Genomic DNA, 14,836 nt, shown 5'->3' with positions numbered 1-14,836 from the left:
AAGCCGCATTCAACTGGGCTTCGAGTTGCGGCGCGACACGCGCTCAATGCGCCATCCTTATCCGCCACGCGCGCGGTCAGTTCGTCGCGCGTGAGCAGAGGGTCGTCGCAATTCACATCGACATCGAAATATTGCTCAAGCGTTTCGCGTACATCCGGGAAGTTCATCCGCGCCACCCAAGCCTTTTGCTTCATCACCGTTCCAGTCCAAGTTTGCGCCCAGCGCTCAATGCCAAAAAAAGAGCCATGTCGTCATTACGAATACCGGTAGCAGTACGCAGGCCGACCATCCAATGAAGCCAAAAAAACTCGGCATGCGCACGCCACGCGACTCGGCAATGGCCTTGACCATGAAGTTCGGCGCGTTGCCAATGTACGTATTCGCTCCCATGAATACCGCGCCGGCAGAAATCGCCGCGAGTGTTGACGCACCGGACGTCATCAACGTCTGCGCATCGCCACCCGCGATGTTGAAGAACACTAGGTAAGTCGGCGCATTGTCCAGGAACGATGACAACAACCCTGTCACCCAGAAGTACAGGGGTACGGTGGCTTGCCCGTCCTGCAGCGTCCACTGCACCGCGTCGGCGAACGCACCCCGCTGTCCGGCATGCAGCATCGCGATTACCGGTGCAATCGTCACGAAGATGCCGGCGAAGAGCTTGGCGACCTCATCGATTGGCGCCCAGCTAAAACCATTGCCCTCGCGCGCAGAGGATGGCGTCACGCGCAGCGACACGAACAGCACGACCAGCAGTCCGGCGTCACGGAGCATGTTTTGCAACTGGACTGGCACGCCGAAAACGTCGAATTGCACGCGAGGTTGCCAGACGCCGCTTATCAGTACCAGGACGATGATGCACGCCAACAGTGCGAAATTCACTTTGCCGTCGATCGCAACGCCGCGCAAGTCCAGTGTCAGAGCCACCCGCGCCGGCCCGGGGTTGCCGTCACGCTTGAAATAATAGCTATCCAGCACATAGAACACCGACAGCACCGTGGCGGTGACGAACAGGGCCGGCAACGCCAAATGCACGGTCGTCCAGAAAAAATCGACACCGTTCAGGAAGCCAAGAAACAATGGTGGATCGCCGAGCGGTGACAGCGCACCGCCCGCATTTGCGACCAGGAAAATAAAGAACACCACCACATGCGCAGCATGCCGGCGGTTGTCATTAGCCCGCAGCAACGGCCGGATCAGCAGCATTGCCGCGCCCGTCGTTCCCATGATGCTTGCTAGCAGCGTGCCAAGCGCGATCAGGCCGGTATTGAGAGCGGGCGATCCATGTAAATTGCCGCGCACGCAGATGCCGCCGGCCACCGTATACAGCGCGGCCAGCAACACGATGAACGGCACATACTCGGCAATTACGGCATGGGCGAGCGACGCGAGCGCTGCGCCGGCACCGAACGACGCGGCGAACGGCACCAGGAATGCCAGCGCACAAACCGCTGCGACTTTGCCGAAATGGCGGTGCCAAAACGTCGGAGCCAGCAGCGGCAACAACGCGATCGACAGCAGCATGCCCGCAAATGGCAGTGCCCAATGCAGGCCCAGTTGCGAGCCATCGACGTCGGCCGCGTACGCGGCAAGCGGGACACAGGCGAGTACTACACCCGCCGGCAGAACAGCAAAAAACCTCGTCATGTGTCGTATCAGAAAAACAGGAATTATGCGTCACGCACAACGACTGCATGAACGCAATAAGGATCATGCGCACCTAGCACAATGGTTTGTTTGATGTCACCGCACGCATCAACGCAAACGCGTCCTCAAAGCCGCCGACGACGCGCGACGCTGGTCGCCATCTTGTGCGATTGCACGGCGAACAGCTCAACGAGATCGCCCCGCAGATTGGAACGCGGGCCGGCCAGGCGCCACACCCGATAGTCGGTAAGCACTTCGTGCTCGGCCGCCGCAGGCTGCGCCGGCCGGCGCTGCGCCGCGCGGATGCGCGCGATGATATTGCGGCGAGCCGCCGAAGTGTCCATGTAGCGATTCTTTGTTAGCGCGTCGGCGACGCCTTCGCGCAGATTATACCGGCGGGTTATACCGACGGGCGCGGCGCAGCCATTGGCCGGATGGCCATCAGCGATTTTGATGGCCGTGGTGGCACCCAGCCTGCAGCGAGACGCCACCTGCGCCATGCAGTGCGATGCGACCACGGGGCGCCGCGTGCGCGCCGCCCCACACGTGCCGGCCTCACCTGGTTCAGTAGCCCGCCTCCAACGGCACGTCGATCTCGAACACCTGCCGCAAGTACGCGATGTACGCGGGATCGTCGCACATGTTCTTGCCCGGCGAGTCGGACAATTTCGCAACGGGCTGGCCATTGCAGCGGACCATTTTCATCACGATCTGCAGCGGCGCATAGCCCAGGTCGTTGGTCAGGTTGGTGCCCACGCCAAATGCCAGTTTGCAGCGGCCGCGAAAACGCTCGTACAGCTGCAGCACCTTCGGAATATCAAGTGCATCGGAAAAGACTAGGATTTTAGTGCGAGGATCGCAGCGATTGAACTCGTAGTGTTTCAATAGCTGCTCGCCCCATTCGAACGGGTCCCCCGAATCGTGCCGTGCGCCGTCGAAAAGCTTGCAGAAATACATATCGAAGTCGCGCAGGAACGCCTTCATGCCGTAGACGTCGGACAACGCAATGCCGAGATCGCCGCGGTATTCCTTGGCCCACATCTCAAAACCGAAGATCTGCGAATCGCGCAGCCGCGGCCCCAGCGCCTGACACGCCTGCAGGTACTCGTGCGCCATCGTGCCCAGTGGCGTCAATCCGTGCTTCATCGCGTAGTAAACATTGCTGGTGCCGGCAAACTGCTCGCCGAGCCCCGCCATCAGCGTCAGGATGACCTCCTCGTGCCACTGCTTCGAAAAACGTCGCCGCGTACCGTAGTCGGCAATCTTGCAATCGGCGTAGTCGGGTCTGGCGCCGAGCATCGCCATCTTGCCAGTCAGCCGCTCGCGTCCCTCGTGGTACGCCGGCGAGCGCTGCGTATTACGGAAATAGACCTCGTTGACGATCGCCAGCACCGGGATCTCGAACAGGATCGTATGCAGCCACGGCCCGCGCACGACGATCTCGATCTCGCCGTTGGCCTTCGGCGACGGCCAGACGCGAATGTACTTCTCGTTGAGCTGGAATAGCGCGAGGAAGTCGACGAAGTCGCTCTTGATAAAGCGCAACTGGCGCAAGTAGTCGAGCTCGTCGTCGATGAAACGCAACTGGCACAAGCGGCCGATCTGCTCCCGGATCTCGTCCACGTATGGCACCAGGTCGATGCCGCGCATGCGGCAACGGAACCGGTACTCGACGCTGGCGGCAGGAAAATGATGCAGCACGACCTGCATCATCGTGAATTTGTAGAGATCGGTATCGAGTAACGAAGTGATGATCATGGTCGCACAGCCAGGCACAGGCTGGAAGCTCGGACAGGCCGCGGCCGTTTGGCGCGGCACCTGACGCTGACGTTAGCGCAAGCGATGCCACGGCATGTACGCAGCACCGTTGCCACATATAAAGACATCACCAAAGTGTATAACAGCATCAGACGGGAGAGCGACGACGCGGCGACGCGGTGCGCTACAATAGTTATTTTGCAAAATGGTGGCGTCCGTGGCTACATCGTGTGTCCACATCGCTATACACAGAGTGCAGGAGCTTCAATGACTCACGTTGTGACCGAAAGCTGCATCAAGTGTCGCTATACTGACTGTGTCGACGTATGCCCGGTGGACTGCTTTCGCGAAGGTCCGAACTTCCTCGCGATCGACCCGGATGAGTGCATCGATTGCGCGGTTTGCGTGGCGGAATGCCCGGTCAATGCGATCTATGCGGAAGAAGACGTCCCCGGTGATCAGCAACAATTTATCCAACTGAACGCGGAACTGGCGAAGGACTGGCCCAGCATCACGAGGACCAAACCTGCTCTGCCGGACGCGGAGGAATGGAAAGACGTGAAGGACAAGCTGAAGCTGCTCGAGCGATGAGCGCGCCGGGTGCGTCGATGATCGATGGCATCACGTTTTGACGCGCCGCCTGTTGACAAGGCGATAAGACACCGATAGAATTTCATTTCTCTGCTGTTCCCCGATAGCTCAGTCGGTAGAGCGCCGGACTGTTAATCCGTAGGTCCCTGGTTCGAGCCCAGGTCGGGGAGCCAAGAAAATCAAGGGGTTGCGTTTTTACGCAACCCCTTTTTGTTTTCAGTTAGCCTTTAATATGAGACAGTGACTAATATTCCTCATAGGAAAATCTCGCCCAATCCTCCTCCTTCAATCTTGCTTAGCAATTTCACCCAACCCATCTGCTGCTAATTTCCGACGGATTCGAACTGGCGCTAATCGAACGCTGATTCGCGAGCGGCTACTGGCCCATGTAGATCGGTGCTTGACTTGATGCCCTAATTGCCAACGCGTTATCCGCCGAAAATCTAGCGATCTTGGCTTCTGGCTGTGTTCCTCTGTTCGCTTTCGGGTACCTTACGGCGCATCATCATTTTGCACGCGTGTTCCTAATTTCTTGCTGAGTTTGCCAATGTCTTGCTGAGTTTGCCAATGGACTGTGATTTGCATGCAGCGTTGAACAATCACCAGCCGGCCTATATCTGCGCTCAGGCAGTCTGCCCGCAACCGACGGCGTTAACGCTTTCACCCGGCGTCGCGTTGGCGAACCCGCTGGCCAAGCGCCCCACCACTTACCAAGATCTGCCGCACGAAGTGATTGCACGGATCGGCCACTACGTGCCCGTGCAAGACGTGATGTCATTCTCCGCCGTCGATCGGCGCACGTATCATGCGATGAGGATGAGGCGCCTCGTCTATAGCTATTGGCAACGAGCAAACCAGGCCGTAAGTCTTGAGTCAATCAAGCAACTGCTGGACGAGATGGGCGACACGCTTGCCGATCCAGCGCAGCACGCCGAACCCCTAGACGCACTGCGCCGGCGTTTGCGTGCGTTGCCTAAAGCCGGGCGTGTCGACGTATTTAAGCGTTTGTACGCGGCCGCGCAGCGTATCCCGCAGGACGGTGTACAGATACAAAAGGCGATGTTGCTCACGCATTACGATTACGATGAGCACGAATGGATGGAACTATTTGACTTTGCGCACTCGCTGGCCGAGCAGCGTGGGCCCAGGCAAGATAACGTGTGGCTGGAACTGACGCTTGGATTGTGGTCTTTCTCTATCGATACCCCTGAAACGCCTCAGTTTGCTCAGCGATATCACGCGCTCCTGGCACGGCTACCATCATTGCACGTCGCAGAACAAGCGCAGATGATTCCACTATTATCTCGTTTTTTAAAACATTTTAATAAGGCGAACCCGCGCATCCCTGAACTATATTCGACCTTATGTGAACGGGCCCGGCGACTACCGATTTTGTATCAAGGCGCGTCCGTCGGTGTGTTGGCGGATAGTGTTTGGCTATTGCCGAAAGTGGAGCAACCTGTACGATACGCGCAGATGCGCAATTGGGCGCTATCGCTGCCCAATGAGTCGTTGGGAATCGCCCTGCGATATTTGCTTGAAGGACTTTACAAGTTGCCATCTGAGCAACAGGCACAGGAGTTTGCATTGCTTGAACGCCGTTTGGCGCACGTGCCAGCGGGGCAGCGCACGCATGCGGCAATCGGGCTGCTCAAATGCGTCAGTATTATAGACGACACGCAAGCAAAACGAGTCTGGCGGCAAGGATTGAATCTACTGAATGGGGGGAGCGAAGCCGCCTTATGGGATGTACTTAGCGAGCTTCGGGACGATGGCGTGCTATTTGATTTAGAGGATCACCAATGGGAAATAGCGATGGACGAGATTACGCACTTTATGGAAGCTAACCTGTTCTCCGAGCCAGCCCGGGCGCGAATCCAAAATAGTGCTCCCTGGCTCAGAAGTATGTACGATTAGTCACAGTTTTTAGCTCAGCAGTGGATTGTAGGTCGTGACGTCAATGCGTCCGACGTCAGTATTCGGTAGACGCTTGGTTTCGCCGCCCATCCAGTTCGCTCTGAGGCGCGGCGCGCCGATCATCTCATTGGCCGCACTTTAGATTGCAAGCATCGCCGGACGGATCGCCGCGATCGGCCCGCCGCCGCTCGTCCGGCGGACCATGTTGAAACTTCGGATCGGGCGCAGAAGTGGCAAACTGCATTTGCGGGTGCTCGTTGAAGCGAAACGAGTCGCTCAGGATACCGCCCGGCACACCAGGCTTGTTCTGCGCCCACGCTATGGCCGGCAGGCTTAACGCGAGGGTCGCGACGCCCGCACAGACGAGCAGGGCGACACTCGAGTGCGCGCGGCGCGCCACCGTGAGGGGGCTGACGCGGCCCACGCCAGTACGGGGGCGGGACGTTGACGGAACAAAGCGACAATCGGCTGAACACACGCATGGTGGCAAAAGAAAAATGGCGGTTTCAATCAGCGCCGCACGCATGGCATGATGCCACATACTTATTGCGGCCCGCATGTGCAGCGAACTGAAGCGATAGCGTAACGGAAGAATGGCGTCGCTGCTCCATTAGCCCAAACGCCGGCTCCGATTTCACGTTACGCAGGGTTACTCGCGTCATCGGCACCGGTCGTTGCGATATTGCGGGTAAATTGAAAAAGGTACCGGTGCACCGCCCCGGGCCGCCGACTTGTTTTGGGTGACCATGACGCCGTCCTGCCTTTCGATGCCGTGCCTTGCTTTCTCCCCTACCCGACTGCCTGACGCCGCATGGACGGCGCGCGCGGCGCCCAAGCCAGCCAACGTCGTCGCCGCTGCACGAGTCCGCGCGCCGACCGCCATGCGGGCGGACATTACGATGGCTTCGTCAAACATCAAACGAACAACAACGGGGGTCGCGCTGACCACCGCTGCACTGCTGTGCTGGTGTACGATGGCCGGCGCCGAGGAGATCGGCAGCGTCAATACGAATTTCCGGATTACCGGGTCGGACCAGGTCGTGATCGAAGCCTATGATGATCCGGCTGTCAACGGTGTCACTTGTTACGTGTCGCGCGCACGTACCGGCGGGATCAAGGGCGCGCTAGGCGTTGCCGAAGATCCGACCGAAGCATCAATCGCCTGCCGGCAGGTGGCCTCCCTGCAATTTAAGACGCCGCTGCCGCTGCAAACTGACATCTTCTCGGAACGAATATCGTTGATCTTCAAGACATTGCATGTCGTGCGCATGGTCGACCGCAAACGCAATGCGCTGGTCTATTTGACCTATAGTGATCGCGTCGTATCGGGCAGTGCGAAGAACAGCGTGACGGCTGTACCGGTGCAGGGTCAGGCCATCCCGCTCAGGTAACCCGCGCTCGGTGCCTATCCCCCTGCGGTCGGCATCGAACACGCCGGACTAGCCGCTGTGCTGCGCGCGCAAACCGACGATCAGCGCGGCAAACGCCGGCCACGCGCGAGCAGGATGAATTCGGCCAATGCGAACGACGGATCAAAATGCACCGCCAGCCCATCGAAGCTCGTGCGGCGATCGCCGAGCCGATGCCAGGCCACTCTAGGTAGGTCGGCGCAGCAGGCTGCGGGTCGGCGCGCGCCGGCGACGGCGGCGCCACCCGCAACACCGATTAGTTTTGCACGCCCTTGTCGGCCGCTGCCGCGCCGCCCGTTTGCTCATTGAGCGTTTGGGCCGCGTCCCGCTTGGCCGCCTTACGTTGTTCCTTGGCCGCCTTCAACTGGCTGTGGTACTCCTGCTTGAGCGCCTTTTTGTTGGCACGGTACTCCGCGTTGGCCGCCGCGTCCGTATCGCGCTTCTGCACGAGCGGATCGACGGGACCCGGCGCGACGATACGCTGGCTGGTGCCCGTGCCACCGCTGCCCGCCGTGGAATCCGTGCCGCCGTACGCGCCCACGCCAACGGCTGCGCCAGCGGTTTCGCTGCCGCCTTGAGCCGGCGTTTGTGCAAAAGCGGCAACCGTGGCAGCCGCCAGCGCGGCGCCCAACACGATACGACGGATTTGACGAATTGCAGTCATTAGATGCCTCCCTATGAAGTCGATCAATGAAACGGCGCAAAGCCGCATGGGCAACCACTCCCACGCACCTGTCGGCCTGCCCGTGCGCGACAGCCTAGCACAGCATGCACGCGTCGGGCCCTTGAACTGACCCGCGCGGGAGCGAGAGGTTCGCCACGGTTTTGATTGTTACCTACCGTTTTGCTTACCAGCGTTTGCTTACAACCGGTGATCGACCCCGTCATTTCGTATTGCGGACACACCCAACTGGGGCTCTTCTCAGTAAACTGTGCTGTTAAGATGAACCATTACCTTTCGATCCGTTTTTAATGACAAATCTCAGTACTGCTCAGGTACACCATCACGGCAAGTCTACGCTCGCTCATCATGCGACTGAGACAGCACGCCTGGCAGCGCCGCTCGCCATCGCGCAACTGTCACAAATGGCGATGGGCGTCACCGACACAATACTGCTCGGCTCGCTGGGTTCCGACGCGCTGGCGGCCGGCGGACTCGGCGCCATGCTATTTTTCACCATCATGACCCTGCTGCAAGGCGTGCTCCAGTCGGTCAGCGTGACGGTCGCACAAGCGCGCGGCGCCCAGGCAGCGCATCGCGTGCCGTCGATTTACTGGACGGGTCTTGCGCTATCGCTGGTGCTGGCGGTGCCGGCGTTCGTGCTGCTGAGCTTTGCGACACCTCTGCTGGTGGCGGCAGGTCAGCCGTCGGCGTTGGCCGAACAAGTGGGCCAATACGCGCGCATGTTGCGCTGGGCGGCGCTGGGCAGCCTGATCGGCATCGGCATGATGCGCGCGTTCCTGCCGGCGATCGGCGCAGCGCGACGGCTGTTGTGGGTATCGATAGGGGGCGTCATGTTGAACGGCTTCCTAAACTACGGGTTAATCCATGGCGCGTGGGGCTTGCCGCGTATGGGGTTTCTCGGCTCCGCGGCGGCCACGACGATCACGATCTGGCTGACCGCGCTCGTGCTACTCGCGCTGTTGCACCTACCCGAACGATTCCGGCATTTCGTCGCCGGCTCGCGTCGCCCGCGCTGGTCCGTGATGTCCGAGTTGCTCGCAGTCGGCTGGCCGGTCGCCGTAACGTACGGTGCCGAGACGATGCTATTCCTCGCGACGAGCCTGGCGGTGGGCACACTCGGTGCAGCCGCCCTCGCGGCGCACCAGATTGCGCTGAATGTCGCATCGGTCACTTTCATGGTGCCGCTCGCCATTGCGCAGGCCGCCAATGTCCGGGTCGGGTACTGGGCAGGCGCACGCCATCTCGTTGAGGCACGTCGCGCCGGGGTCGTCGCGCTGGCGCTGGGAGGTAGCTTTATGGCAGCGTGCGGCACCGTGATGACGTGGATGCCGCATGGCATCATCGCGCTTTATCTAAACCCGCACGAACCGTCCAATGCGGCGACCATCTCGCTGGCTGCGTCGCTGCTGACGGTGGCGGCCGTGTTTCAGGTCGTGGACGGACTGCAAACCGTCGGAGCCGGCTGCCTGCGTGGACTGCGCGACACGCGCGTGCCGATGCTGCTGGCCGCCACCGGCTACTGGGGTATCGGCTATCCGACCGGCTATTGGCTCGCCTTTTATGCGGGCCTGGGCGCGAAGGGATTATGGTGGGGTCTGGCCGCGGGTCTGGCCACGGTTGCATGCCTGATGGTCGCCCGGTTTTACTGGAAAAGCCGGGCGCTCGGACGTGACACCGCGGCATAAAGGCGTGGCAGATCGCAACGGCGGCGCCCGCACGAGCGCGCACACCGACCAGCAGGCCAGATCGGAGCAAACGTGAGCGCAAGCGAGTGCCAAACCACGGGCCTTCCGGCTCGCACCTGGTTCCCCCGGAGGCGCCAACCGGCCGCGGCGACACGCATGGCCGTGGTCGGCGCAGCGGCACGGCGGCGGGCGATGCTGTCGGCCATGCTGTTGCTCGCGATGTCATCGATCCTGTGTGCCGGCTGCACGATGCCTTTGCCGCAGGCTGGCACGCATGCGGCGCCAGTAACCCGTGCGCTGTCTGGCGACACCGTCACGCCACTGTCGCGCGCCGTGCAGGCGGCCTCGTTGGCCCATGGCGGCCTGGACGGATTCCGCTTGCTCGCCGACGGCACCGACGCACTGCAGATGCGCGTCGCCCTCGCGCACGCGGCCACGCGCACATTGGATCGCACGTAATGTGCTCACCGGCTTGCTTTTCTTCTTGCCGCTACGTGATCAACTGTGAACGGCCACCGCGGCAACCTTGTCCTATCACCATGGACCTCGTGTCCGCACTTCTGGAGCATAAAATGACAGAAAACGTCAGGATGGAACGCGACACGTTTGGCGCCATCGCCGTGCCTGCGGACCGGCTGTGGGGAGCGCAAACTCAACGATCGCTGCAACATTTCAAGATTTCCACAGAGAAGCAGCCATCGGAGTTGATTCACGCACTGGCGATCGTCAAGCGCGCCGCAGCGGAAGTCAACCAAGCGCTTGGCGTGCTGCCCGCCGATAAGGCACGCGCGATCATTGCCGCGGCAGACGAGATCCTCGCCGGCGAGCACGCGGCGCAATTCCCGCTGACGGTCTGGCAAACGGGCTCGGGTACGCAAACCAACATGAACCTGAACGAGGTAATCGCCAACCGCGCGAGCGAGTATCTGGGCGGTGAACACGGCGAGGCGCGCCTGGTGCATCCGAACGACGACGTAAATCGCGGCCAGTCGTCCAACGACGTGTTCCCGACCGCAATGCATATCGCCGCCGCACAAGGCATCGCAACGCGGCTCAAACCAGCGCTAATCAAGCTGCGCGACACGCTCGCGCACAAGTGCGCCGCTTTCGCCGACATCGTGAAGATTGGCCGCACGCACCTGCAGGATGCCACGCCGCTGACGCTGGGCCAGGAATTTTCAGGCTACGTCGCCCAGCTCGATCAGGGGATGCGCCATCTGGACGCGACGCTGCCCCATCTGTACGAACTCGCGCTTGGCGGCACCGCAGTCGGCACCGGATTGAACGCCCATCCGCAATTCGCGCAAAAGGTCGCCGCGGCAATCGGCCGGCTCACCGGACTGCCGTTCACCACCGCGCCGAACAAGTTCGAGGTGATGGCCGCCGCCGACGCGCTGGTGGCCGCGCACGGCGCGCTGAAAACGATCGCCGCAAGTCTGATGAAGATCGCCAATGACATCCGCTGGCTCGCGTCGGGACCCCGCTGCGGGTTGGGTGAGCTCACGATCCCCGAAAACGAGCCGGGCAGCTCGATCATGCCGGGCAAGGTCAATCCAACACAGGCAGAGGCGCTAACGATGCTGTGCTGCCAAGTCTTCGGCAACGACGTCGCCGTTAATTTCGGCGGCGCGAGCGGCAATTTCGAACTCAACGTTTTCCGGCCAATGATCGCGCACAATGTGCTGCAATCGATCCGGCTGCTGACGGACGGCATGCTGAGCTTCAACGATCACTGCGCAATCGGCATCGAGCCCAATCGGGCACGAATCGACGCGCTGCTCAACGAGTCGCTGATGCTGGTCACCGCGCTAAACCCCCACATCGGCTATGACAAGGCAGCACAAATTGCCAAGAAGGCACACCACGAAGGCACCACGCTGAAGGCCGCCGCGCTGGCGCTCGGCTATCTGACCGCTGAGCAGTTTGACGAGTGGGTCCGACCGCGGGACATGGTCGGCGCGCGTGGCTAGCCGGCCGCACCGCCGGTGCTCACGCGGTAGCCCTAAGCTTGCGTGCCGCCATCGGTCAATTCCTCGGGCTTAAGCTCGACAATCGCATCGAGCGCCTGCCTGACGTCCATGGCGGTCACGTAGAATAGTGCATTCGCCGTTTCCAGTCACTTTTCCCTGGCCGGGTCCACAACCCGGCGCCAGACCATGGATGCACCGTACCTGTCTATTCTCAAGGATCTGCTCGAACGCGGCACGCTCAAGAGCGACCGCACCGGCACGGGCACGCGCTCACTGTTCGGCGTGTCATACCGGCATGACTTATCCACTGGCTTCCCGCTGCTGACCACCAAGAAACTGCACGTGCGCTCGATCCTGCACGAGTTGCTATGGTTCCTGCGCGGGGACACGAACATTCGCTACCTGCATGAGAACGGTGTGACGATCTGGGACGAATGGGCCACGTCCGACGGCGAACTCGGCCCCGTGTACGGTGCGCAGTGGCGGTCCTGGCCCAATCCCGATGGCACCCGAACCGACCAGGTGCAGGCGCTGCTCGACTCGCTGCGCACGAAGCCGGACAGCCGCCGGCACATCCTCAACGCATGGAATGTGTCGTTCCTACCCGACGAGTCGAAGTCCCCGGTGCAAAACGCGCTCGCGGGCCGCATGGCGCTGCCGCCGTGCCACATCCTGTACCAGTTCTACATTGCCGACGGCAAGCTGAGCTGCATGTTGACCCAGCGCTCCGGCGACTGGTTTCTCGGCATTCCATACAATTGCGCATCGGTGGCGTTTCTGACCCATATGATCGCGCAGCAACTCGGCTTGCAGCCCGGCGAAATCGTCCACTCGATCGGCGACGCCCACTTATACCTGAACCACGTCGAACAGGCCCAGCTGCAGCTCACCCGCACGCCGCGGCCGCTGCCTCGGCTGATCATCAAGCGACAGCCGGACACCCTGTTCGCCTACCGCTTCGAAGACTTCGAGATCGCCGGCTACGATCCACACCCCCATATTGCCGCCCCGATCGCTGTGTAGACAGACAGCGCCGGGACCTGAGCGGCCCCGGCCCGGGCCGGCCGGCGGCGTCAACCGCGATTGCCGTGCTCATACCCGCCGCCACTCGCCGCATGCGGATTCGCGCGGCGTGGTGGCACGGGCTGCGGCCGCTTGAGTCGAAGGATCAACTGAACCGAGCAGTCGGCTACAATCGGGCATGCGCGGCCCGCCCTCGCGCACCCTGCTTGTTTAACTGACGGTGGATCGATGACGACGCTTTGCCTGATCGTCGCGCGCGCACGCAACGGCGTGATCGGACGCGACAACGCGCTGCCCTGGCAGCTGCCCGAGGATCTTGCGCACTTCAAGCGCACCACGATGGGTGCACCGCTGATCATGGGACGCAAGACCCACGAGTCGATTGGACGCGCGCTGCCAGGCCGCCGGAACATCGTCGTGACGCGCGATGCGGCGCGACGCTTCGATGGCTGCGACACCGTCACGAGCCTGGACGCGGCGCTTGCGCTGTGCGAAACGCTGCATGCGCCAATTGCGTACCTGATCGGCGGCGCTCAGTTGTATCGCGAAGGGATCGGGCGCGCCAGGCGACTGATTGTCACCGAGATCGATCACGCGTTCGAAGGCGACGCGACGTTTTCCGCGCCGTCACCGCAGCACTGGCGGGAGGTGTCGCGCGAAACGCATCGCGCGAGCCCACCGAACGACTTCAACTACGCGTTCGCCGAATACGAAAGAATCCGCTGACCCGCCGCGCGACTCACTGGCCGGCAATCGTCATCTGCTCGATTAGCACCGAGCCGGTTTCCTTCGTGCCACGCACGATCTTATCGGCGCCGATCGCGACGATTTGCGCAAACATCTGTTGCAGCGTGCTGGCGACCGTGATCTCTTCGACCGGATACTGAATCTCACCATTCTCGACCCAGAATCCGGACGCGCCACGCGAGTAGTCGCCCGTGACATAGTTCACCCCCTGCCCCATCAACTCGGTCAACAGCAGACCGGTGCCGAGCTTGCGCAACATCGCGCGGAAATCGTCGTCGTCGCGCGTGAGCGTGCTGGTCAATGACAGATTGTGCGAACCGCCGGCATTACCGGTGGTCTTCATGCCCAGCTTGCGCGCCGAATACGTCGACAGGAAGTATCCCTGTACGATGCCGTCGCGCACGACGTCACGCCGCGTGGTGCGCACGCCCTCTTCGTCAAACGGTGCACTGCCCAGCGCGCGGGGCACATGCGGATCCTCACACACCTGCACGTGCGGCGCGAATACGGGCTTGCCGAGCGAATCGGTCAGGAAGCTCGTCTTGCGATACAACGCCCCGCCGCTGGTCGCCTGCACGAACGCACCGAGCAGGCCAACGGCGAGCGGCGCTTCGAACAATACCGGGCATTTGCGGGTATCGAGCCGGCGTGCGCCGATACGCGCTAGCGCACGCTCGGCAGCATAGCGGCCCACGGCCTCGGGCGTGGACATTTCCGCTGCGCAGCGGCGCGTCGTGTACCAGTCGTCACGCTGCATCTGCTGGCCACTGCCGGCAATCGGCGCGCAGGCGATATAGTGCCGAGAGTACGGATAGCCGCCGAGAAAGCCGTGCGAGGTGGCCAGTACGAACTGCGAATGCTGCGCGGATACGCTCGCGCCTTCGCTATTGCGGATCCGCGGGTCGGTGTCGAAGGCCGCCTGTTCGGCGCGGCGCGCAATCTCGACCGCGTCGTCGGCATGCAGCTCCCACGGGTGGAACAAATCCAAATCCAGCGGATGCCTCTCGAGCAGCTCCGCTTCGGCGAGCCCGGCGCAGTTGTCCTCCGCGGTGAACCGCGCGATGTTGTACGCGGCTGATACCGTATCGCGCAGCGCCGCCGGCGAAAAATCGGACGTGCTCGCATTGCCGCGCTTGCTGCCGATGAATACGGTCACCCCCATCGTCTTGTCGCAGTTGTGCTCGATTGTCTCGACCTCGCCTCGCCGTACCGACACCGATAAGCCGTCGCCCTCCGAGATCTCAGTCGCGGCATCGGTTGCGCCGAGCGCCTTTGCGTGTCGCAGGATATCCGCCGCGATGTCCTTCAGTTGCGCCTGGGTGTGCGGAAACACGCGCTGGTGTGCTGCCATGTCAGTTCGATCCTCGGTTTTCATGATGCGATCATAACAAGCCGTTTGCCCAA

Annotated in this window: 15 protein-coding genes, 1 tRNA gene and 1 pseudogene; 9 read left to right on the top strand and 8 right to left on the bottom strand. The window is 61.6% G+C overall.

Annotation, left to right across the window (positions count from 1 at the left end; genetic code table 11):
- Positions 1 to 38: 38 nt before the first annotated feature.
- The 4 genes and pseudogenes from KQH55_RS02720 to pncB all read right to left on the bottom strand — a co-directional run.
- A pseudogene (locus KQH55_RS02720) lies at positions 39 to 194 on the bottom strand (D-glycerate dehydrogenase); the annotation flags it as partial.
- 31 nt (positions 195 to 225) lie between these two features.
- Complete coding sequence (locus tag KQH55_RS02715; RefSeq protein WP_235090145.1) at positions 226 to 1,647, bottom strand: sodium:proton antiporter; 1,422 nt, start codon at positions 1,645 to 1,647, stop codon at positions 226 to 228.
- A 125-nt stretch (positions 1,648 to 1,772) separates the two neighbouring features.
- On the bottom strand, positions 1,773 to 2,165 hold the full coding sequence (locus KQH55_RS16785) for a hypothetical protein (RefSeq protein WP_235090144.1): 393 nt from the start codon (positions 2,163 to 2,165) through the stop codon (positions 1,773 to 1,775).
- A gap of 46 nt (positions 2,166 to 2,211) precedes the next feature.
- Positions 2,212 to 3,405, bottom strand: coding sequence for a nicotinate phosphoribosyltransferase (gene pncB, locus KQH55_RS02705; protein WP_076797398.1), 1,194 nt, complete (start codon positions 3,403 to 3,405; stop codon positions 2,212 to 2,214).
- A 267-nt stretch (positions 3,406 to 3,672) separates the two neighbouring features.
- Here pncB and fdxA point away from each other — a divergent pair, with 267 nt between their 5' ends.
- The 3 genes from fdxA to KQH55_RS02690 all read left to right on the top strand — a co-directional run bounded on the left by fdxA (position 3,673) and on the right by KQH55_RS02690 (position 5,913).
- A complete protein-coding gene (gene fdxA / locus KQH55_RS02700; RefSeq protein ID WP_076785251.1) occupies positions 3,673 to 3,996 on the top strand; it encodes a ferredoxin FdxA in 324 nt (107 codons plus the stop codon).
- 97 nt (positions 3,997 to 4,093) lie between these two features.
- Positions 4,094 to 4,169 (top strand) — tRNA-Asn (locus KQH55_RS02695).
- A gap of 394 nt (positions 4,170 to 4,563) precedes the next feature.
- Complete coding sequence (locus tag KQH55_RS02690) at positions 4,564 to 5,913, top strand: hypothetical protein (protein WP_235090143.1); 1,350 nt, start codon at positions 4,564 to 4,566, stop codon at positions 5,911 to 5,913.
- 124 nt (positions 5,914 to 6,037) lie between these two features.
- Here KQH55_RS02690 and KQH55_RS02685 read toward each other — a convergent pair whose 3' ends face one another.
- Positions 6,038 to 6,337 carry a hypothetical protein gene (locus KQH55_RS02685; protein WP_373566352.1) on the bottom strand — a complete coding sequence of 100 codons (300 nt, stop codon included), beginning with the start codon at positions 6,335 to 6,337 and terminating at the stop codon, positions 6,038 to 6,040.
- A 475-nt stretch (positions 6,338 to 6,812) separates the two neighbouring features.
- Here KQH55_RS02685 and KQH55_RS02680 point away from each other — a divergent pair, with 475 nt between their 5' ends.
- A complete protein-coding gene (locus tag KQH55_RS02680; protein WP_076797082.1) occupies positions 6,813 to 7,304 on the top strand; it encodes a CreA family protein in 492 nt (163 codons plus the stop codon).
- Positions 7,305 to 7,384: 80 nt separating this feature from the next.
- On the opposite strand, the gene KQH55_RS16480 is transcribed toward KQH55_RS02680, so the two are convergent.
- Complete coding sequence (locus KQH55_RS16480) at positions 7,385 to 7,507, bottom strand: hypothetical protein (RefSeq protein ID WP_255763050.1); 123 nt, start codon at positions 7,505 to 7,507, stop codon at positions 7,385 to 7,387.
- 71 nt (positions 7,508 to 7,578) lie between these two features.
- Positions 7,579 to 7,986 (bottom strand): hypothetical protein, encoded by a 408-nt coding sequence (locus KQH55_RS02675; RefSeq protein WP_076797081.1) that lies wholly within the window; start codon positions 7,984 to 7,986, stop codon positions 7,579 to 7,581.
- Between the two features lie 308 nt (positions 7,987 to 8,294).
- Here KQH55_RS02675 and KQH55_RS02670 point away from each other — a divergent pair, with 308 nt between their 5' ends.
- The 5 genes from KQH55_RS02670 to KQH55_RS02650 all read left to right on the top strand — a co-directional run bounded on the left by KQH55_RS02670 (position 8,295) and on the right by KQH55_RS02650 (position 13,411).
- The gene (locus KQH55_RS02670; RefSeq protein ID WP_076797080.1) at positions 8,295 to 9,692 is read left to right on the top strand and encodes an MATE family efflux transporter; all 1,398 of its coding nucleotides are present in this window, start codon (positions 8,295 to 8,297) and stop codon (positions 9,690 to 9,692) included.
- A gap of 156 nt (positions 9,693 to 9,848) precedes the next feature.
- Positions 9,849 to 10,151, top strand: coding sequence for a hypothetical protein (locus KQH55_RS02665; RefSeq protein WP_212667371.1), 303 nt, complete (start codon positions 9,849 to 9,851; stop codon positions 10,149 to 10,151).
- Positions 10,152 to 10,264: 113 nt separating this feature from the next.
- Entirely contained in the window at positions 10,265 to 11,662 is a 1,398-nt protein-coding gene (fumC, locus tag KQH55_RS02660) for a class II fumarate hydratase (protein WP_076797396.1), read from the top strand.
- Positions 11,663 to 11,848: 186 nt separating this feature from the next.
- Positions 11,849 to 12,685, top strand: a complete 837-nt coding sequence (locus KQH55_RS02655) for a thymidylate synthase (RefSeq protein WP_076785254.1) — start codon at positions 11,849 to 11,851, stop codon at positions 12,683 to 12,685.
- Between the two features lie 228 nt (positions 12,686 to 12,913).
- Positions 12,914 to 13,411 (top strand): dihydrofolate reductase, encoded by a 498-nt coding sequence (locus KQH55_RS02650; protein WP_235090142.1) that lies wholly within the window; start codon positions 12,914 to 12,916, stop codon positions 13,409 to 13,411.
- A 13-nt stretch (positions 13,412 to 13,424) separates the two neighbouring features.
- Here the strand turns inward: KQH55_RS02650 and pmbA are convergent, their stop codons facing one another.
- On the bottom strand, positions 13,425 to 14,807 hold the full coding sequence (gene pmbA / locus KQH55_RS02645) for a metalloprotease PmbA (RefSeq protein ID WP_370643178.1): 1,383 nt from the start codon (positions 14,805 to 14,807) through the stop codon (positions 13,425 to 13,427).
- Positions 14,808 to 14,836: the final 29 nt, after the last annotated feature.

Source organism: Mycetohabitans sp. B3, from assembly GCF_021498065.1.
In the GTDB taxonomy this organism is placed as follows: Bacteria; Pseudomonadota; Gammaproteobacteria; order Burkholderiales; family Burkholderiaceae; genus Mycetohabitans.
The sequence above is the reverse complement of the archived record's forward strand: the minus strand, read 5'-3'. Positions and strand labels throughout refer to the sequence as shown.

Bases quoted from the DNA above. Each gene is read 5' to 3' on its own strand.
- pncB (WP_076797398.1), bottom strand. From the start codon at position 3,405: ATGATCATCACTTCGTTACTCGATACCGATCTCTACAAATTCACGATG.
- KQH55_RS02655 (WP_076785254.1), top strand. From the start codon at position 11,849: ATGGATGCACCGTACCTGTCTATTCTCAAGGATCTGCTCGAACGCGGC.
- KQH55_RS02650 (WP_235090142.1), top strand. From the start codon at position 12,914: ATGACGACGCTTTGCCTGATCGTCGCGCGCGCACGCAACGGCGTGATC.
- fdxA (WP_076785251.1), top strand. From the start codon at position 3,673: ATGACTCACGTTGTGACCGAAAGCTGCATCAAGTGTCGCTATACTGAC.
- KQH55_RS02675 (WP_076797081.1), bottom strand. From the start codon at position 7,986: ATGACTGCAATTCGTCAAATCCGTCGTATCGTGTTGGGCGCCGCGCTG.
- fumC (WP_076797396.1), top strand. From the start codon at position 10,265: ATGACAGAAAACGTCAGGATGGAACGCGACACGTTTGGCGCCATCGCC.
- KQH55_RS02690 (WP_235090143.1), top strand. From the start codon at position 4,564: ATGGACTGTGATTTGCATGCAGCGTTGAACAATCACCAGCCGGCCTAT.
- KQH55_RS02665 (WP_212667371.1), top strand. From the start codon at position 9,849: ATGGCCGTGGTCGGCGCAGCGGCACGGCGGCGGGCGATGCTGTCGGCC.
- KQH55_RS02715 (WP_235090145.1), bottom strand. From the start codon at position 1,647: ATGACGAGGTTTTTTGCTGTTCTGCCGGCGGGTGTAGTACTCGCCTGT.
- KQH55_RS02670 (WP_076797080.1), top strand. From the start codon at position 8,295: ATGACAAATCTCAGTACTGCTCAGGTACACCATCACGGCAAGTCTACG.
- KQH55_RS02680 (WP_076797082.1), top strand. From the start codon at position 6,813: ATGGCTTCGTCAAACATCAAACGAACAACAACGGGGGTCGCGCTGACC.
- pmbA (WP_370643178.1), bottom strand. From the start codon at position 14,807: ATGAAAACCGAGGATCGAACTGACATGGCAGCACACCAGCGCGTGTTT.